This is a genomic window from Microbacterium pollutisoli (genome assembly GCF_053586795.1).
In genome coordinates this window covers 742874-758370 of sequence record NZ_JBNYWT010000001.1, presented here as the reverse complement: position 1 = coordinate 758370, position 15497 = coordinate 742874, and the positions used below count along the sequence as shown (strand labels likewise).

The window sequence follows — 15497 nt, the reverse complement described above, 5'->3', positions numbered from 1 at the left end:
CGGTGCGCGCGGACGGCGGACGAGAAGAAGACGCGTGAGAACGCGAAAGGCAGAGAACAAGGCTAACGGGTGCCACCGACATCGCATTCCCCCAACCCCGGGCGAGTGTGGGAACCGCCCGCACGCGCCGCCTCGGCCTATGCTGACGGGGATGAGCATGCGAGGCGGTGGCGGTCACCGCGGAGGGCCGGGACTGGGCCCGGTCGACGCCGAGGCGCAGCGCCGGATCAACGCCCAGGCGCCGCAGATCCCGCAGCTGGGGAAACGCGTGGTGGCCCTGTTCCGTCCGTATCTGGGGCGCATTGCGATCACCGGGCTGCTGGTGATCGTCGGCGCCGCCGTGGCGGTCGTGCCCCCGCTGATCGTCCAGCGGGTGTTCGACGACGCGCTGTTCCCCGTCGACGGTTCGGCGCCCGACCTGCCGCTGCTGGTGCGCCTCGTGCTGACGATGATCGGCCTGTTCCTGCTGTCGGCGGGGCTGGGCGTGCTGCAGACGTGGCTGACCGCCACCGTCGGCAACCGCGTGACCGGCGACCTGCGGGTGAAGCTGTTCGACCACCTGCAGCGCATGGACCTGGGCTTCTTCACCCGCACGAAGACGGGCGTGATCCAGTCCCGGCTGCAGAATGACGTGGGTGCGGTCGCGGGTGTGCTGACCAACACGGTCACCAGCATCCTCGGCAACGTCGTCACGGTCATCTCGGCCCTGGTGGCGATGATCCTCATCGATTGGCGCCTGACGATCATCGCCGTCGTGCTCATGCCGTTCCTCGTGTTCGTGCAGCGGCGGGTGGGTCAGGTTCGGGCGCGCATCGCGGGCCAGACGCAGGAGTCACTGTCCGAGCTGTCGGCGATCACCCAGGAGACACTGTCGGTCTCCGGCATCCTGCTGTCGAAGGCGTTCAACCGGCAGCGGGCCGAGTCCGCCCGGTACGGCGGTGAGAACATCAATCAGATCCGCCTGCAGGTGCGGCGCGCGATGAGCGGTCAGGGGTTCTTCGCGATCGTGCAGGTGCTGATGTCGTCGGTGCCGGCGATCATCTACCTCGTGGCCGGGTATCTCGTCGCCGGTGGCGACGCGGCCATCACCGCCGGGACGATCGTCGCCTTCACCACAGTGCAGGCCCGGCTGCTGCAACCGCTCATGGGGCTCATGCGCGTCGCCCTGGATCTGCAGACCTCGGCGGCCATCTTCGCGCGCATCTTCGAGTACCTCGACCTGGTGCCGGCCATCGCCGACGCCCCCGGTGCGAAGACGGTGGATGCTGCGCGCGGGCCGATCGGACGCATCGAGTTCCGCGACGTGACCTTCCGCTACCCCGATGCGGCGGCCGGAACCCGCCCCACCCTCGACGGGGTATCGTTCGTCGCCCAGCCCGGACAGCACGTCGCCTTCGTGGGCCCCTCCGGCGCCGGCAAGACGACCGTGCTCTACCTGGCACCCCGGTTGTACGAGGCGACCGGTGGCAGTGTCCTGTTCGCGGGGGAGGACGTGCGAGACCTCACGATGGAGTCGATCATCGACCACGTCGGCATCGTGTCGCAGGAGACCTACCTCTTCCACGCCACCATCCGCGAGAACCTGCGGTACGCCAAGCCCGAGGCCACCGACGCCGAGATCGAAGCCGCGTGCGTGGCGGCGAACATCCACCACGTCATCACCGGCTTCGAACGCGGCTACGACACCGTCGTGGGGGAGCGCGGGTATCGCCTCTCCGGCGGTGAGAAGCAGCGGATCGCCATCGCCCGCGTGCTGCTCAAGGACCCGCCCGTGCTGCTGCTCGACGAGGCCACCAGCGCCCTGGACACCGTCTCCGAGCGCGTCGTGCAGGAGGCGCTGGAAGCGGCCTCACGGGGGCGGACGACGCTGTCGATCGCCCACCGCCTCTCGACCGTCGTCGGCGCCGACGCCATCCATGTCGTCGAGAACGGGCGGATCGTCGAATCGGGCACGCACAGCGAACTGCTGGCCCGGGGCGGCCTCTACGCCGAGCTGGCCGCCCAGCAGCTGGCGTCGGCACGCATCGAGGGCATGACCGACCCGGCTCCCGCGCTGCCGCAGCGGCGCGCCGACCGGGCACCCGACGACACCGTCGCCCCCTGAGACGACGGGCGTCTCACCACAGCAGCGCGGCGTCGCGCAGCGGAGCGCTCTCGGGGGAGAGGGGGACCGTCTCGGCATCCGCCCGCGCGATCAGCTCGCGCACGAACTCGCCGAGCGTGCGCCGGTACTGGTCGTCGGGATGGGTGCGGGCCAGTCGGATCAGCGGCGGCACGTCCATGTCGAGCATGAGACGGATGCGCGCCCGCGCCGCCTCGCGGTGACCGGCGGCGTCGAGCACGGCCAGGCCCGACCGCATGGCGGTGAGATACTCGGTCAGCACCGGGCGCTGACCGGTGTGCTGCGTGATCGACGAGCCGTCGGCGCGCTCCCGCCAATGGACGACGACCTCGGGGACGACGTCGAACGCCCGCGCGCGCGTGTACATACGCTGTGCGACGATCTGGTCTTCGTAGAGGTGTCCCTCGGGGAAGCGCAGGTCGTTGCGACGCCAGAACTCGATCCGGCTCACCTTCGACCAGGCGACGATGTTGCCGGTCACCTCAGGGTGGTCGGCCAGGGTCGTCCGCCGGCGCGCGGGGTCGGTCGCCGCGGCGACCCAGGGCTGCACCGGGCCGGGGGAGTATCGGCCGAGCGCATCCGGCCGGAGCCGTACATATGCGCCGACGGCGAAGTCACTGCCGCTGTCGGTGACCGCGTCGGTGAGCACCTCGAGGGCGCGGGGGGTCATGACGTCGTCGGCGTCGAGGAACGCGACCAGCGGTGTCTCGACCAGATCGAGGGCCGCGTTGCGCGCGGCGCCGAGGCCCCGGGGCCGCGGGTGGTGCAGAACGCGGAAGCGGGGGTCGGATGCCGCAGCCCGGTCGAACAGGACGCCGGTGGCGTCGGTCGATCCGTCGTCGACGAGGATCGCGCGCCACCCGGTGAGGGTCTGCTCGAGGAGGGAGGAGATCGCGTCGGCCGCAAAGGCCTGCACGTCACGGCCGGGGATGATGACGGTGACGACGGGGGTGCTCACCCCTCCGATCGTACCGCCGCGACGGCGTCGACGACCGCGCGGACCAGGGGCTGGACCTCCCCGTCGAACCCGTGCGGGAAGGTGACCCGCACGGCGGTCTGCGCGACCTCGGGCGCCACGCCGAGGGCGAGCAGCACGTGGGAGGGGTCGGCGCTGCCGGCCGCGCAGGCCGAGCCGCTCGAGGTGATCACGCCGCGGCGTTCGAGTTCGAGCAGCACGGCCTCCCCGCTGACACCGGCGAACGTGAAGCTCGCGGTGGCCGGCAGGCGGTGCACCGGGTCACCGGTCAGCCGCGCCGACGGGACGGCGGCCAGCACCTGCGCGATGAAGTCGGCACAGCGGGCGCCGACGCGCGCGGCGTCGTCCGTGCGCTCCCGCTCGGCCAGTTCCAGCGCGGTGGCCAGGGCCACGGCGCCGGCCACGTTCTCGGTGCCGCTGCGGCGGTCACGCTCCTGCCCGCCACCGTGCAGCAGGGGCTCGAGCGGGATGCGGCCGCGCACCGCGAGGACGCCGGTGCCCTGCGGCGCGCCGACCTTGTGCCCCGCGACCGACAGGGCGTCGGCGCCGGTGCCCGCCAGCGGCAGCCACCCGGCGGCCTGCACGGCGTCCAGATGCAACGGTACCCGGGCCGCCTGCGCGAGGGATGCCAGCGCAGCGACGTCCTGCACCGTGCCCACCTCGTTGTTCGCGTAGCCCACGGTGATCAGCGCGGTGTCGTCGGTGATCGCGGCGGCCACCGCGGCCGGATCGACGCGGCCACCGGCATCCACCCCCACCTCGGTCACGGTGAACCCGTGCACGCGACGCAGATATTCGCAGGACGCGAGGACCGACTCGTGCTCGACAGGCGTCGTGATCAGGTGTGCCGGGCGGCCGCGGGCGAGGGCGGCGGCGACGGTGATGCCCTTGACGGCGAGGTTGTTGGCCTCGGTGCCGCCCGAGGTGAACACGATGTCACCGGCCCGCATGCCGAACACGGTCGCGACCCGCGCCCGCGCATCGGCGAGCACCGCCGCCGCGTGCTCGCCGACGGTGTGCGTGCTCGACGGGTTGCCGAACCGGGCCAGGTGCGCAGCCATCGCCTCCCGCACCTCGGGACGCACCGGTCCGGTCGCGGCGTTGTCGAGGTACAGCATCAGGCCTCGATGCGCAGGTCGAGCCCCAGGTCGATCGCGCCGGCGGAGTGGGTGAGCGCGCCGACGGAGATGACGTCGACGCCGGTCTCGGCGATGGCGCGGACGGTGTCCAGCGTGACACCGCCGGAGGCCTCCACGGTGGCCCGTCCGTCGATCAGGGCGACACCGGCACGCAGATCGTCCAGGGTGAAGTTGTCGAGCATGATGGTGCCCACCCCGGCGGCCAGCACCGCGGGGATCTGATCGAGCCGGTCGACCTCGACCTCGACGTGGGTCGTGTGCGGCAGCCGGGACAGCGCCGCCTCGAGTGCGAGGGTGACCGACCCGCCGCCGCGGGTGAGCACGGCGAGGTGGTTGTCCTTGGCCATCACGGCGTCGGACAGCGAGTGGCGGTGGTTGTGGCCGCCGCCGCTGCGCACGGCGTGCCGTTCGAACGCCCGCAGGCCGGGGGTCGTCTTGCGGGTGTCCGCGATCCGGGCGGCGGTGTGGGCGACCTCTGCCACGTACATGTTCGTGAGGGTGGCGATGCCGCTCATGCGCTGGACGAAGTTGAGCGCGACCCGCTCGGCCGTGAGGATCGCGCGGGCGGGTCCGGTGACGGTGGCCAGCCGGCTGCCCGGAGTGAACAGCTCGCCGTCCTCGACGTCGACGTGCACCTCGACGGCGGGGTCGGTGAGCGTGAACGCGGCGGCGAAGACCTCCGCGCCGCTGAAGACACCGGTCTGGCGTGCGACGAGGTCGGCGGTGCCGGCGGCCTCGGCCGGGATGAGGTACTCGGCGGTCACATCGCCCCACGGCGCGTCCTCTTCGAGGGCGGCGGCCACGGCGCGGTCGATCTGGGTGCGGGTGAGCATCAGGCGGGAACCTTCCGGTCGACGGTCGGGCTGAGGGGGGTCGGGATCGCGGCGCGGATGCCGAGCGTCACGCCGCCGTGCGGAGCCTGGTCGCTGCGGACATGGGCGCCCACCGAGGCCGGACGGTCCTGCGCGGCGGCGACGAGCGCGGCGCCGACGGCGAGCAGGTTCTCGTCCTCGAACTCGGTCCGCGTGCGCGGTGTGCGCGGCATCGCCTGCCAGCCGGCGAGGGTGTCCGTGGCCCGGGCCAGGCCCGCCGCGTCGCGCACGAGACCCGCGTCCCGCCACAGGATTTCCTGGAGCGCCCGGCGGCTGAACGGCTCGGGGGCTCCTGCGGCCGGCCGGTGCGACCGGCCGGCCGGTGCGAGGGCCACGGGTGCCGGCGTCGTGCGGCCCGATGCGACGTCGGCCGCGATCGTGTCCCCGGCGCGTGCGCCGAAGACCGCGCCTTCCAGCAGCGAGTTGGATGCCAGGCGATTGGCCCCGTGCACGCCGGTGCGGGCCACCTCGCCGACGGCGTAGAGGCCGGGGATGCTCGTGCGGCCGTGCAGATCGGTCACCACGCCGCCCATCAGGTAGTGTGCGGCCGGGGTCACCGGAATCGGCTCGCGCGCCCAGTCGAGCCCGCGCTCGCGTACGGCGGCGTCGATCGTGGGGAAGCGGGCGGCCAGGAACGCGGCGGTCGCCGCCGGGGTCGCGCGCAGCGCGGTGGCGTCGAGGACGACCGGGCGGCCGTCCTGGTCCGCCATGGTCTCGGCGATCGCATGGGCGACGACGTCGCGCGGCGCCAGCTCGGCGTCGGGATGCCGGTCGAGCAGGAAGCGCCGCCCGCGCTCGTCACGCAGCACCGCGCCCTCGCCGCGGACGGCCTCGGACACCAGGAACGCGGCGCCGGCGGCCAGCACGGTGGGGTGGAACTGGAAGAACTCCAGGTCGGCGACCGCGGCCCCGGCACGCAGGGCGGCGGCGACGCCGTCGCCGGTCGCGACGGACGGGTTGGTGGTGTGGGCGTAGAGCTGCCCGGCGCCGCCGGTGGCCAGGACGACGGCATCGGCCGTCAGGACGCGCCGGTGGTGCCCGATCAGCAGATCGACTCCGGTGGCCCGTCCCGCCTCGACGACGAGGTCGACGAGGAACGCGTGCTCGAGCACCTCGACCGCGGTGCCGCGCAGGCGGACGGTGAGCGCCTTCTGGATGGCGGCGCCGGTCGCGTCGCCCCCGGCGTGCAGGATCCGCGGGGCGGAGTGCGCGGCTTCCAGGCCCCGCACCCAGGTGCCGTCCGGCTCCCGGTCGAAGGCGACGCCCAGAGCCACGAGTTCACGGATTCGCGCCGGTCCCTCCTCGGCCAGCACGCGCACCGCCTCCGGGTCGCCCAGCCCGGCGCCGGCGCGCAGCGTGTCGCGGACGTGGTCCTCGACACGGTCGTCGTCGGACATCACCCCCGCGATGCCGCCCTGCGCGAACCGTGTGTTCGTCTGCTCCAGCCCGGCCTTGGTGACCAGGGTCACGCGGCAGCCGGCGGCCGCCGCGTGCAGCGCCGCCGTCAGCCCGGCGATGCCCGAGCCGACCACGGCGACGTGCGCCTGGGTCACGGGCGGGCCGCCAGCATGCGCTCCAGGGCGAGCCGGGCCGGAGCCGCGACATCGTCCGGCACCTGGATGCGGTTGTGCACGGTGCCGGCGACCAGCCCCTCGAGCACCCACGCGAGGTACCCGGGGTGGATGCGGTACATGGTCGAGCAGGGGCAGACGACCGGGTCGAGGCAGAAGATCTCGTGCTGCGGGAACTGGGCCGCCAGCCGCTGCACCAGGTTGATCTCGGTGCCGATCGCGAAGACGGTCGGTTCAGTGGCCGCGGCGATGGCACGACGGATGTAGTCGGTCGACCCCGACTCGTCCGCCGCGTCGACGACGGGCATGGGGCACTCGGGGTGCACGATCACCCGCACACCGGGGTGCGCGGCGCGGGCCTGCTCGATCTGGTCGACGGTGAACCGGCGGTGCACCGAGCAGAATCCGTGCCACAGGATCACCCGGCTGTCGATCAGGGTCTCCGCGTCCGCTCCGCCGAGCGGGCGGCGCGGGTTCCACATCGGCATCCGCTCGAGGGGGACGCCCATCGCCTTGGCCGTGTTCCGGCCCAGGTGCTGGTCGGGGAAGAACAGCACGCGGCGCCCGCGGGCGAAGGCCCATTCCAGCACGGTCCGGGCATTCGACGAGGTGCACACGATGCCGCCGTGCCGCCCGACGAAGCCCTTGATCGCCGCCGACGAGTTCATGTAGGTCACCGGGATCACCGGCACCAGTCCGTCCGCGTCCGGGGTGTCCAGGTCCCCGAAGACGTCGGCAAGCTGCTCCCAGCACTCCTCGACCTCGTCGATCGAGGCCATGTCGGCCATCGAGCATCCGGCGGCGAGGTTGGGGAGGATGACGGCCTGCTCCGGGCGCGAGAGCAGGTCGGCGGTCTCGGCCATGAAGTGCACCCCGCAGAACACGATGGCCTCGGCGTCGGGGTGCTCCAGAGCCGCGTTGGCGAGCTGGAACGAGTCGCCCACGTAGTCGGCGTGGATGACGACCTCCTCGCGCTGGTAGAAGTGGCCGAGCACGACGACCCGGTCGCCGAGGGCGGTCTTGGCCGCGACGATGCGGTCGGCCAGCTCCGCCTCCGACGCCTCGCGGTAGGCGGCCGGCAGCTCGCCCTGGCGGGGTGCGCCGGTGGGGATGACATCGCCCATCGATGAGCCCGGGCCGTACCCGGGCCGGGTGTCGAAGTCCCACGGTCCGGCGGCGAGGTCGGTGGTGCAGGTCGACGCGGTGGAGGCGCCGGCGACGATCGCCTGGATCGCGTGGTCGACCGACGCGTCGCGCAGGGTCGGAGCGGCGAGGTTCTGGGTGGACATGGATGGGCTCCCTTGCTGTGCGGGATCAGCGGACCGAGAGCGGGCCGCGCTCGGCCAGCTCGACGTCCTGGTTGTAGCGGTACAGGCGCGCCGGGCGATGGCTGCCGGTGCGGAAGCTGTCGGTCGGGATGAGCGTGCCCGCGTTCTCGACCTGACGGCGGAAGTTCGCCGGGTCCAGACGCCGGCCCAGGATCGCCTCGTACACCTCGCGCAGCTCCGCCAGGGTGAACTCGTCGGCCAGCAGGCCGTGGGCGATACGGCTGTAGCCCACCTTGTTGCGCAGGCGCCACAGGGCGTAGTCGACGATCAGGTTGTGGTCGAACGCGAGCTGGGGCAGCTCGGCGGCCGCGAACCACGCGACGTTCTCCTGCGCGCCCTCCTGGCTCGAACTCATCTCGTCCTCGCGCACGAGCGCCCAGTAGACGATCGAGACCACCCGGGTCGGGGAGCGGTCGACGTCCCCGAACGCGTACAGCTGCTCGAGGTAGCTGGGAGTCAGCGCCGTCGTCTCGGCCAGCGTCCGCGAGGCCGCGGTCTCGAGGTTCTCGTGCTCGCCCAGCCAGCCGCCGGGCAGCGCCCATTTGCCGTCGTGCGGGTCGCGGGTGCGGCGCACAAGCGGCAGCACCACGGCGGCCTCCCCGGTGCCCGGCAGGCGCCGCAGCCCGAAGATCACCGTCGAGACGGCGACCCGCGTGGGGCCGGTGGCAGGGGACGCATCAGTTCTGGTCATGGTGACAATAACTCCAAGCTCGATCATAGTGTCGTGATGACCCGAAGTGCAACGCGTGTGTCACGGCGCGTCGCCCGGCGCCTAGGCTCGAAGTGAGGATCCGAGGGGAGCACGGGAATGATCGTGGTCGATGTGCTGGCGGTGCTGGTCCTGCTGGCGGCGCTGGTCACCGGCATCCGTCGCGGACTGTTCGCGAGCCTCGGAACGCTCATCGGGCTGGCCGCCGGCGCCGTCGCCGCGTTCTGGCTCACCCCGCTCGTCAACGGATGGGTGCCGGCGCCCGAATGGCGGCCGGTGTCGGTCATCGGCGCGACGGCCGCACTGCTGCTGTGCGGCGCCCTGCTCGGATCGTTCGTCGGCGGCCTGGTCCGCGCCGGTGCCGACCGGCTCCGGCTGCGCGTGATCGAGCGCCTGCTCGGCGGGGTGGCCGGGGTCGTCGTCGCGGCCCTCATCATGGTGCTGATCGCCCCGGCGATCACCGCCGGGGGGATGCCGGTGGTGTCGGCCGCCGTCGCCTCCTCGCGCGTGCTGCAGGCCATCGACGCGGTCGTGCCCGCACCGGTCGAGACCGCGCTGTCGGAGGTGCGCGCCGCGGTGCTCGACGACGGTCTGCCACGGTTGGGCACCTTGCTCACGCCTGGTGCGGTGCAGCCGGCCGCGCCCGTGGCGCTGGACGATCCCGAGGTGACCGCCGCGGCCGCCTCGGTGGCCCGGGTGTCGGGCACAGCGTATGCGTGCGGGCGCAGCATGACCGGCAGCGGCTTCGTCATCGCCGCCGACCGCATCGTGACCAACGCCCACGTCGTGGCCGGCGTCGACCGCCCGGTGGTCGAACTGCCCGGTGTGGGCGCCCGGGAGGGCCGGGTGGTCTACTTCGACCCCATCGACGACATCGCCGTGATCGCCGTGCCCGATCTCGCGGCGGCCGCCCTGCCCCTGGCGGACGGCGACATCGTCGGCAGCACGGGCGTCGTGCTCGGGTACCCTCACGGCGGCCCGTTCACGGGTGCCCCGGCCGTCGTGCTGTCGACGGGGATCGTGCCGGTGCCGGACATCTACGACGAGACGTGGAACGCGCGCGACATCGCCGCCCTGCAGGCCCGGGTGCGTCCCGGCAACTCGGGCGGCCCGCTCGTCACCGACGACGGCGAGGTGGCCGGTCTGGTGTTCGCGCGCGCCGACGGCGACCCCGAGCTCGGCTACGCGATGACCGTCGCGGAGGTGGCCACCATCGCCGAACGCGCCCCCGCCCTGGACGGCGCTGTCACGCCGGGGCGCTGCATAGCGTGATCCGCGGGCCCGGTCGGGCTAGACTCCTGGTGACAACCGAAAACGACCGTCCACCCGTCACGGGAGAACGCCGCCGAGCGCGGCTGCCGTAGGAGCAACCCCTCCCGGAATCTCTCAGGCACCCGTACCGTGACGGCAGGTCACTCTGGAAAGCGGCGCGCAGGCGCCCGCCGACGGGGCAAGCGCGAAGAGGTCGCGCGGAAACTCTCAGGCCGATATGACAGAACGGGAGGAACTCACCACAACGGGCACCGATGCCCGGGAAAGGAGTTCCTCGACATGAGCGAGGCAGAGCACGCCACACCGGGCTCGGCGCCCCCACCGCGCCGCAGCCCCCTGGCGGATGTGCACGAACGGCTCAGCGCGACGTTCACCGACTTCGGCGGCTGGCTCATGCCGGTGCGGTACACGTCGGACCTGGCCGAGCATCACGCGGTACGGCAGGCGGCCGGCCTGTTCGACGTGTCGCACATGGCGCAGTTCTTCGTCGAGGGGCCCGAGGCCGGCCCGTTCCTCGACTACGCGCTGGCCGGCCGGTTGTCGACGCTCGGCACCGGCAAGGCCAAGTACTCGCTGCTGCTGGCCGAATCCGGCGGCATCCTCGACGACGTGATCGTCTACCGGCTCGAGGAGGACCGGTTCCTCGTCATCGCCAACGCCGGCAACAGAGAGACCGTCGCCGCGGCGCTCGCCGAACGCGTCGCCGGTGACGTCGTCGTCGACGACGCCACCGACCGGTTCGCGCTGCTGGCTGTCCAGGGTCCGCAGGCGCGCCTGATCGTCGAGCAGACGGCCGCGATCACCGAGCTCGCCCGGCCGCTCGCCGACCTGCCCTACTACGCGGTCACGCGCGGCCGCTTCGGCCAGGAGCCCCTGCTGATCGCCCGCACCGGCTACACCGGTGAAGACGGTTTCGAGCTGCTGGTGCCCGCCGCCGCCGGGGCGGCGCTGTGGGAGGCGCTGACGACCGCGGGCGCGCCGCACGGACTCGTGCCCGCCGGGCTCGCCGCCCGCGACACGCTGCGCCTGGAGGCCGGCATGCCGCTGTACGGGCACGAGCTGTCGACGGACATCGTGCCGGCACAGGCGGGTCTGTCGCGCATCGTCGCCGCCGACAAGGATTCGTTCGTCGGCCAGGCCGCGCTCGCATCGATCGTGTCGGCGCAGGCGCCGGTGCTGGTCGGTCTCGTCAGCGAGGGGCGGCGCGCCGGGCGGGCGGGCTACGCGGTCCACGACGGCGACGCGCCGGTGGGCACGGTGACCAGCGGTGCGCTCAGCCCGACGCTGGGTCACCCGATCGCGCTGGCCTTCGTGAACCCCGCCGTCGCCGCCGACGGCACCGCACTGACCATCGACGTGCGCGGGACGAGGATCCCCGCGACCGTCACCCCGCTGCCGTTCTACCGGAGGAAGAAATGACCGACCGCAACGCCCTGTCCTACACCGCCGAGCACGAGTGGATCGCCCGTGACGGCGACGAGGCGACCGTCGGCGTCACCGACTACGCCGCCGACCAGCTCGGCGACGTCGTCTACGTCGACCTGCCCGCCGTCGGCCAGGCGGTCACCGCCGGCGAGGTGTGCGGCGAGATCGAGTCGACCAAGTCGGTCGGCGAACTGTACGCCCCCGTGACCGGCACCGTCGCCGCCGTCAACGATGCGGTCGTCGACGACCCGTCGCTGATCAACGCCGACGCCTACGCCGCGTGGCTGATGAAGGTCACCGTCACCGCGGAGCCGCAGGGACTGCTCGACCGTGCCGGCTACGCCGCACTCACGGGCGGCGAGGCGTGACCGCCGGCTTCAGCTCGCGGCACATCGGCACCGACTCGTCCGCCCAGGAGCGGATGCTTCAGGTGCTGGGCCACGCGACGGTCGCCGACCTCGTGCAGCGTGCGGTCCCGGCATCCATTCAGATGTCGCCGACCGACCAGAGCGTCATCCCGCCGGCGGCCACCGAGGCCGAGGCCCTCGCCGAGCTGCGCGAGCTCGCCTCCCAGAATCGGCCGGCCCGCGCCATGATCGGACTGGGCTACTACGACACGATCACCCCTGCGGTCATCACACGCAACGTGTTCGAGAACCCGTCCTGGTACACCGCGTACACGCCGTACCAGCCCGAGATCTCGCAGGGGCGCCTGGAGGCGCTCATCAACTTCCAGACGATGGTGAGCGACCTGACCGGGCTCGACACCGCGAACGCCTCGATGCTCGACGAGGCCACCGCGGTGGTGGAGGGCATGCTGCTGGCGCGCCGCGCGTCGAAGACCGCGTCGGATGTGTTCCTCGTCGACGCGGACGCGCTCCCGCAGACCAAAGCGGTGCTCGCGCACCGGGCGGCCGCGGTGGGCATCGAGCTCGTCGAGGTCGACTTCGCCGGCACGGATGCCGGTGCCCAGGAACAGCCGGACGCCTTCGGTGTGTTCATCCAGTACCCGGGTGCCACCGGCCGCGTGTGGGATCCGTCGGCGGTGATCGCGGCCGTGCACGCGCAGGGAGGGCTCGCGGTCATGGCCGCCGACCTGCTCGCGCTGACCCTGCTGCGCTCACCGGGGGAGCTGGGCGCCGATGTCGCGGTCGGCACGACGCAGCGTTTCGGCGTTCCGATGGGTTTCGGCGGCCCGCACGCCGGCTATATGGCGGTGCGGTCGGGACTCGAGCGCCAGCTGCCGGGGCGGCTGGTCGGCGTGTCGGTGGATGCCGCGGGACAGCCCGCCTACCGGCTCTCGCTGCAGACGCGCGAGCAGCACATCCGGCGGGAGAAGGCCACGAGCAACATCTGCACGGCGCAGGTGCTGCTGGCGGTCATGGCCGCGATGTATGCGGTCTACCACGGGGCCGACGGGCTGCGCGCGATCGCCACGGACGTCGCCGGCAAGGCGGCGCTGCTGGCCCGGTGGCTGGAAGATGCGGGCGCGTCGGTGCTGTGCGACAGCTTCTTCGACACGCTCGTGGTCGCCGTGCCCGGTGACGCCGAGCGCATCGTCGCGCTGGCCCGGAGCCGCGGATTCCAGCTGTGGTTCCGCGACTCGGACTCGGTGGGGATCTCGGTCGACGAGACCACGACCGTCGCCGAGCTGCACGCGCTCGCGCAGGTGTTCGGGGGTCCCGAGAAGCGGGCCTTCGGCTTCGCCGCGGATGAGGGTGGCGTGCGGTTGCCCGAGAACCTGCGCCGCACCGACGAGTACCTCACCCACCCCGTGTTCTCGGCGCACCGGTCCGAGACGGCGATGATGCGCTACCTCAAGCAGCTCGCCGACCGGGACTATGCCCTGGACCGCGGCATGATCCCGCTGGGGTCGTGCACGATGAAGCTGAATGCGGCGACCGAGATGGCCGCCGTGTCGTGGCCCGAGTTCGCGCGCGTGCATCCGTTCGCGCCCGTCGAGGATGTGGCCGGGTACCTGGTCATGATCGAGCAGCTCGAGTCGTGGCTGGCCGAGGTCACCGGGTATGACGCCGTCTCGCTGCAGCCCAACGCGGGATCGCAGGGCGAACTGGCCGGACTGCTCGCGATCCGCGGCTACCACCGGTCGCGGGGCGACGTGCAGCGGGACGTCTGCCTCATCCCGTCGTCGGCACACGGCACCAATGCGGCGTCGGCGGTGCTGGCCGGGATGCGGGTCGTGGTCGTCGCGTGCGACGAGGCCGGAAACGTCGACCTGGCTGACCTGCGGGCCAAGGTCGACGCGCACGCCGAGCGCCTGGCGGCGCTCATGATCACCTACCCGTCGACGCACGGCGTGTACGAGCACGATGTCGTCGACATCACCGCTGCGGTCCACGACGCCGGCGGCCAGGTGTACGTCGACGGCGCGAACCTCAACGCGCTGCTCGGCTATGCGCGGTTCGGCGACCTGGGCGGCGACGTGTCGCACCTCAACCTGCACAAGACGTTCGCGATCCCGCACGGCGGCGGAGGGCCGGGGGTGGGGCCGGTGGCGGCCAAGGCGCACCTGGCACCGTTCCTGCCCGCGCACCCGCTCGCGCAGCGCGCCGAGCACGCCGGCGGGTATGTGTTCGACGGCGGGCCGGTGTCGGCGGCGCCGTACGGCTCGGCATCCATCCTGCCCATCTCGTGGGCGTACGTGCGCATGATGGGCGCCGAGGGGCTGCGGCAGGCGACCGGTGCCGCGGTGCTGGCTGCCAACTACATCGCGGCGCGGCTGCGGGACCACTATCCCGTGCTGTACGCGGGGGAGGGCGGCCTCGTGGCCCACGAGTGCATCCTCGACCTGCGGCCGCTGAAGGAGCGCACCGGCATCACGGTCGACGACGTGGCCAAGCGGCTCATCGACTATGGATTCCACGCGCCGACGATGTCGTTCCCGGTCGTGGGCACCCTCATGGTGGAGCCGACCGAGTCGGAGGACCTCAACGAGCTCGACCGGTTCGTCGAAGCGATGATCGCGATCCGCGCCGAGGCCGAGGCGGTCGCTGCGGGGGAGTGGCCGGCCGACGACAACCCGCTCGCCAACGCGCCGCACACCGCGCAGGCCGCGGTCGCGAGCGAGTGGACGCACCCGTACTCCCGGGAGGTCGCGGTGTACCCGGTGCGCGGGCTCGTGCGCGCCAAGTACTGGCCGCCGGTGCGGCGCATCGACAACGCCTACGGCGACCGCAACCTCGTGTGCGCCTGCCCGCCGATCGAAGCCTTCGCCTGACGTCCGGTGCCGGCGAGGGTCAGGATGCCGGGGCGAACAGTCCCGGCATCCAGGCGGCGGCGAGTGGGTAGCCGATGAAGGCGACGATGTCGATCAGGGTATGGGCGACCACGAGGGGCATGACCCGCCCCCACCGCTGGTAGACCCAGCCGAACACGACACCCATCGCGAAGTTGCCGACGAGGGGGCCGAAGCCCTGGTAGCCGTGGTAGGCCGCACGCAGGGCGGCGGAGGCCAGGATGATCGTCCACGGGCCCCAGCCCAGACGACGCAGCCGGTCGAACAGGTAGCCGATCATGATGACCTCTTCGGTCAGTCCCGCCCGCAGCGCCGCCAGCAGCAGCAGCGGGATCGTCCACCACGTGCCGGCCAGCGGTGAGGCGTCGACCTGCACGGTGATGCCCAGGGCCCGCCCGCCCGCGTAGAGCGCGAGTCCGGGTACTCCGATGACCAGGACCAGCAGGATGCCGGCGCCCAGATCGCGACCGAAGACGCGGAAATCCAGACCGATCCGCCGGAAGGCGTTGCGGCCCGGCTCCCACAGCAGGTAGACCGCCAGTGCGACCGGCGCCAGGGCGAACAGCTGCGACAGGAACTGGTTCAGCACCTCCCAGAACTGCTCGGCCGCGGCACCGGGGTTCAGCGACGTGGACTGGTCGCCCAGCGGCGTCTCGCGGGTGAGCGCCCGCACCAGGGACAGCACAGAATATACGGCCGACCGCCCCACCGACAGTGCCAGCACGATGCTGATCTCCCACCACAGTCGGGTGCGTCGGCGAGCCTGCTCGGCGGGGTCGGCGTCGAAGGCGTGATCGGGGCTCACCTTGTCAGAGTGTCACATCGAA

General features: G+C 72.4%; 12 protein-coding genes and 2 riboswitches. Of the genes, 5 read left to right on the top strand and 7 right to left on the bottom strand.

Annotation, left to right across the window (positions count from 1 at the left end; all coding sequences use genetic code 11):
• The first annotated feature begins 157 nt into the window (after positions 1-157).
• Positions 158-2104, top strand: coding sequence for an ABC transporter ATP-binding protein (locus ACQ143_RS03675; RefSeq protein WP_449569580.1), 1947 nt, complete (start codon positions 158-160; stop codon positions 2102-2104).
• 13 nt (positions 2105-2117) lie between these two features.
• Here ACQ143_RS03675 and ACQ143_RS03670 read toward each other — a convergent pair whose 3' ends face one another.
• From ACQ143_RS03670 to ACQ143_RS03645, 6 genes are read right to left on the bottom strand one after another with little or no spacing between them, the layout of a single operon-like run.
• Positions 2118-3080, bottom strand: a complete 963-nt coding sequence (locus ACQ143_RS03670; RefSeq protein WP_449569348.1) for a glycosyltransferase family 2 protein — start codon at positions 3078-3080, stop codon at positions 2118-2120.
• A complete protein-coding gene (locus ACQ143_RS03665) occupies positions 3077-4216 on the bottom strand; it encodes a cysteine desulfurase family protein (RefSeq protein WP_449569347.1) in 1140 nt (379 codons plus the stop codon). Before ACQ143_RS03665 ends, ACQ143_RS03670 begins: the two co-directional genes overlap by 4 nt.
• A complete protein-coding gene (gene nadC / locus ACQ143_RS03660) occupies positions 4216-5070 on the bottom strand; it encodes a carboxylating nicotinate-nucleotide diphosphorylase (protein ID WP_449569346.1) in 855 nt (284 codons plus the stop codon). The genes ACQ143_RS03665 and nadC overlap by 1 nt, the downstream gene beginning before the upstream one ends.
• Positions 5070-6662: an L-aspartate oxidase gene (nadB, locus tag ACQ143_RS03655; RefSeq protein ID WP_449569345.1), complete on the bottom strand. Its 1593-nt coding sequence runs from the start codon at positions 6660-6662 to the stop codon at positions 5070-5072. Before nadB ends, nadC begins: the two co-directional genes overlap by 1 nt.
• Positions 6659-7969, bottom strand: a complete 1311-nt coding sequence (gene nadA / locus ACQ143_RS03650) for a quinolinate synthase NadA (protein ID WP_449569344.1) — start codon at positions 7967-7969, stop codon at positions 6659-6661. Before nadA ends, nadB begins: the two co-directional genes overlap by 4 nt.
• 25 nt (positions 7970-7994) lie before the next feature.
• The gene (locus tag ACQ143_RS03645; protein ID WP_449569343.1) at positions 7995-8699 is read right to left on the bottom strand and encodes an NUDIX hydrolase; all 705 of its coding nucleotides are present in this window, start codon (positions 8697-8699) and stop codon (positions 7995-7997) included.
• A gap of 117 nt (positions 8700-8816) precedes the next feature.
• Here ACQ143_RS03645 and ACQ143_RS03640 point away from each other — a divergent pair, with 117 nt between their 5' ends.
• From ACQ143_RS03640 to gcvP, 4 genes are all read left to right on the top strand, one after another.
• Entirely contained in the window at positions 8817-9989 is a 1173-nt protein-coding gene (locus tag ACQ143_RS03640; RefSeq protein WP_449569342.1) for a MarP family serine protease, read from the top strand.
• A gap of 50 nt (positions 9990-10039) precedes the next feature.
• Positions 10040-10129: riboswitch (glycine riboswitch) on the top strand.
• Positions 10130-10223, top strand: a riboswitch (glycine riboswitch).
• Positions 10224-10268: 45 nt separating this feature from the next.
• Positions 10269-11408, top strand: coding sequence for a glycine cleavage system aminomethyltransferase GcvT (gene gcvT, locus ACQ143_RS03635; protein ID WP_449569341.1), 1140 nt, complete (start codon positions 10269-10271; stop codon positions 11406-11408).
• Complete coding sequence (gcvH, locus tag ACQ143_RS03630) at positions 11405-11782, top strand: glycine cleavage system protein GcvH (RefSeq protein WP_449569340.1); 378 nt, start codon at positions 11405-11407, stop codon at positions 11780-11782. Before gcvT ends, gcvH begins: the two co-directional genes overlap by 4 nt.
• A gap of 53 nt (positions 11783-11835) precedes the next feature.
• Positions 11836-14652 (top strand): aminomethyl-transferring glycine dehydrogenase, encoded by a 2817-nt coding sequence (gcvP, locus tag ACQ143_RS03625; RefSeq protein ID WP_449569579.1) that lies wholly within the window; start codon positions 11836-11838, stop codon positions 14650-14652.
• Positions 14653-14671: 19 nt separating this feature from the next.
• Here the strand turns inward: gcvP and ACQ143_RS03620 are convergent, their stop codons facing one another.
• Positions 14672-15475, bottom strand: coding sequence for a CPBP family intramembrane glutamic endopeptidase (locus ACQ143_RS03620; RefSeq protein WP_449569339.1), 804 nt, complete (start codon positions 15473-15475; stop codon positions 14672-14674).
• Positions 15476-15497 lie beyond the last annotated feature (22 nt).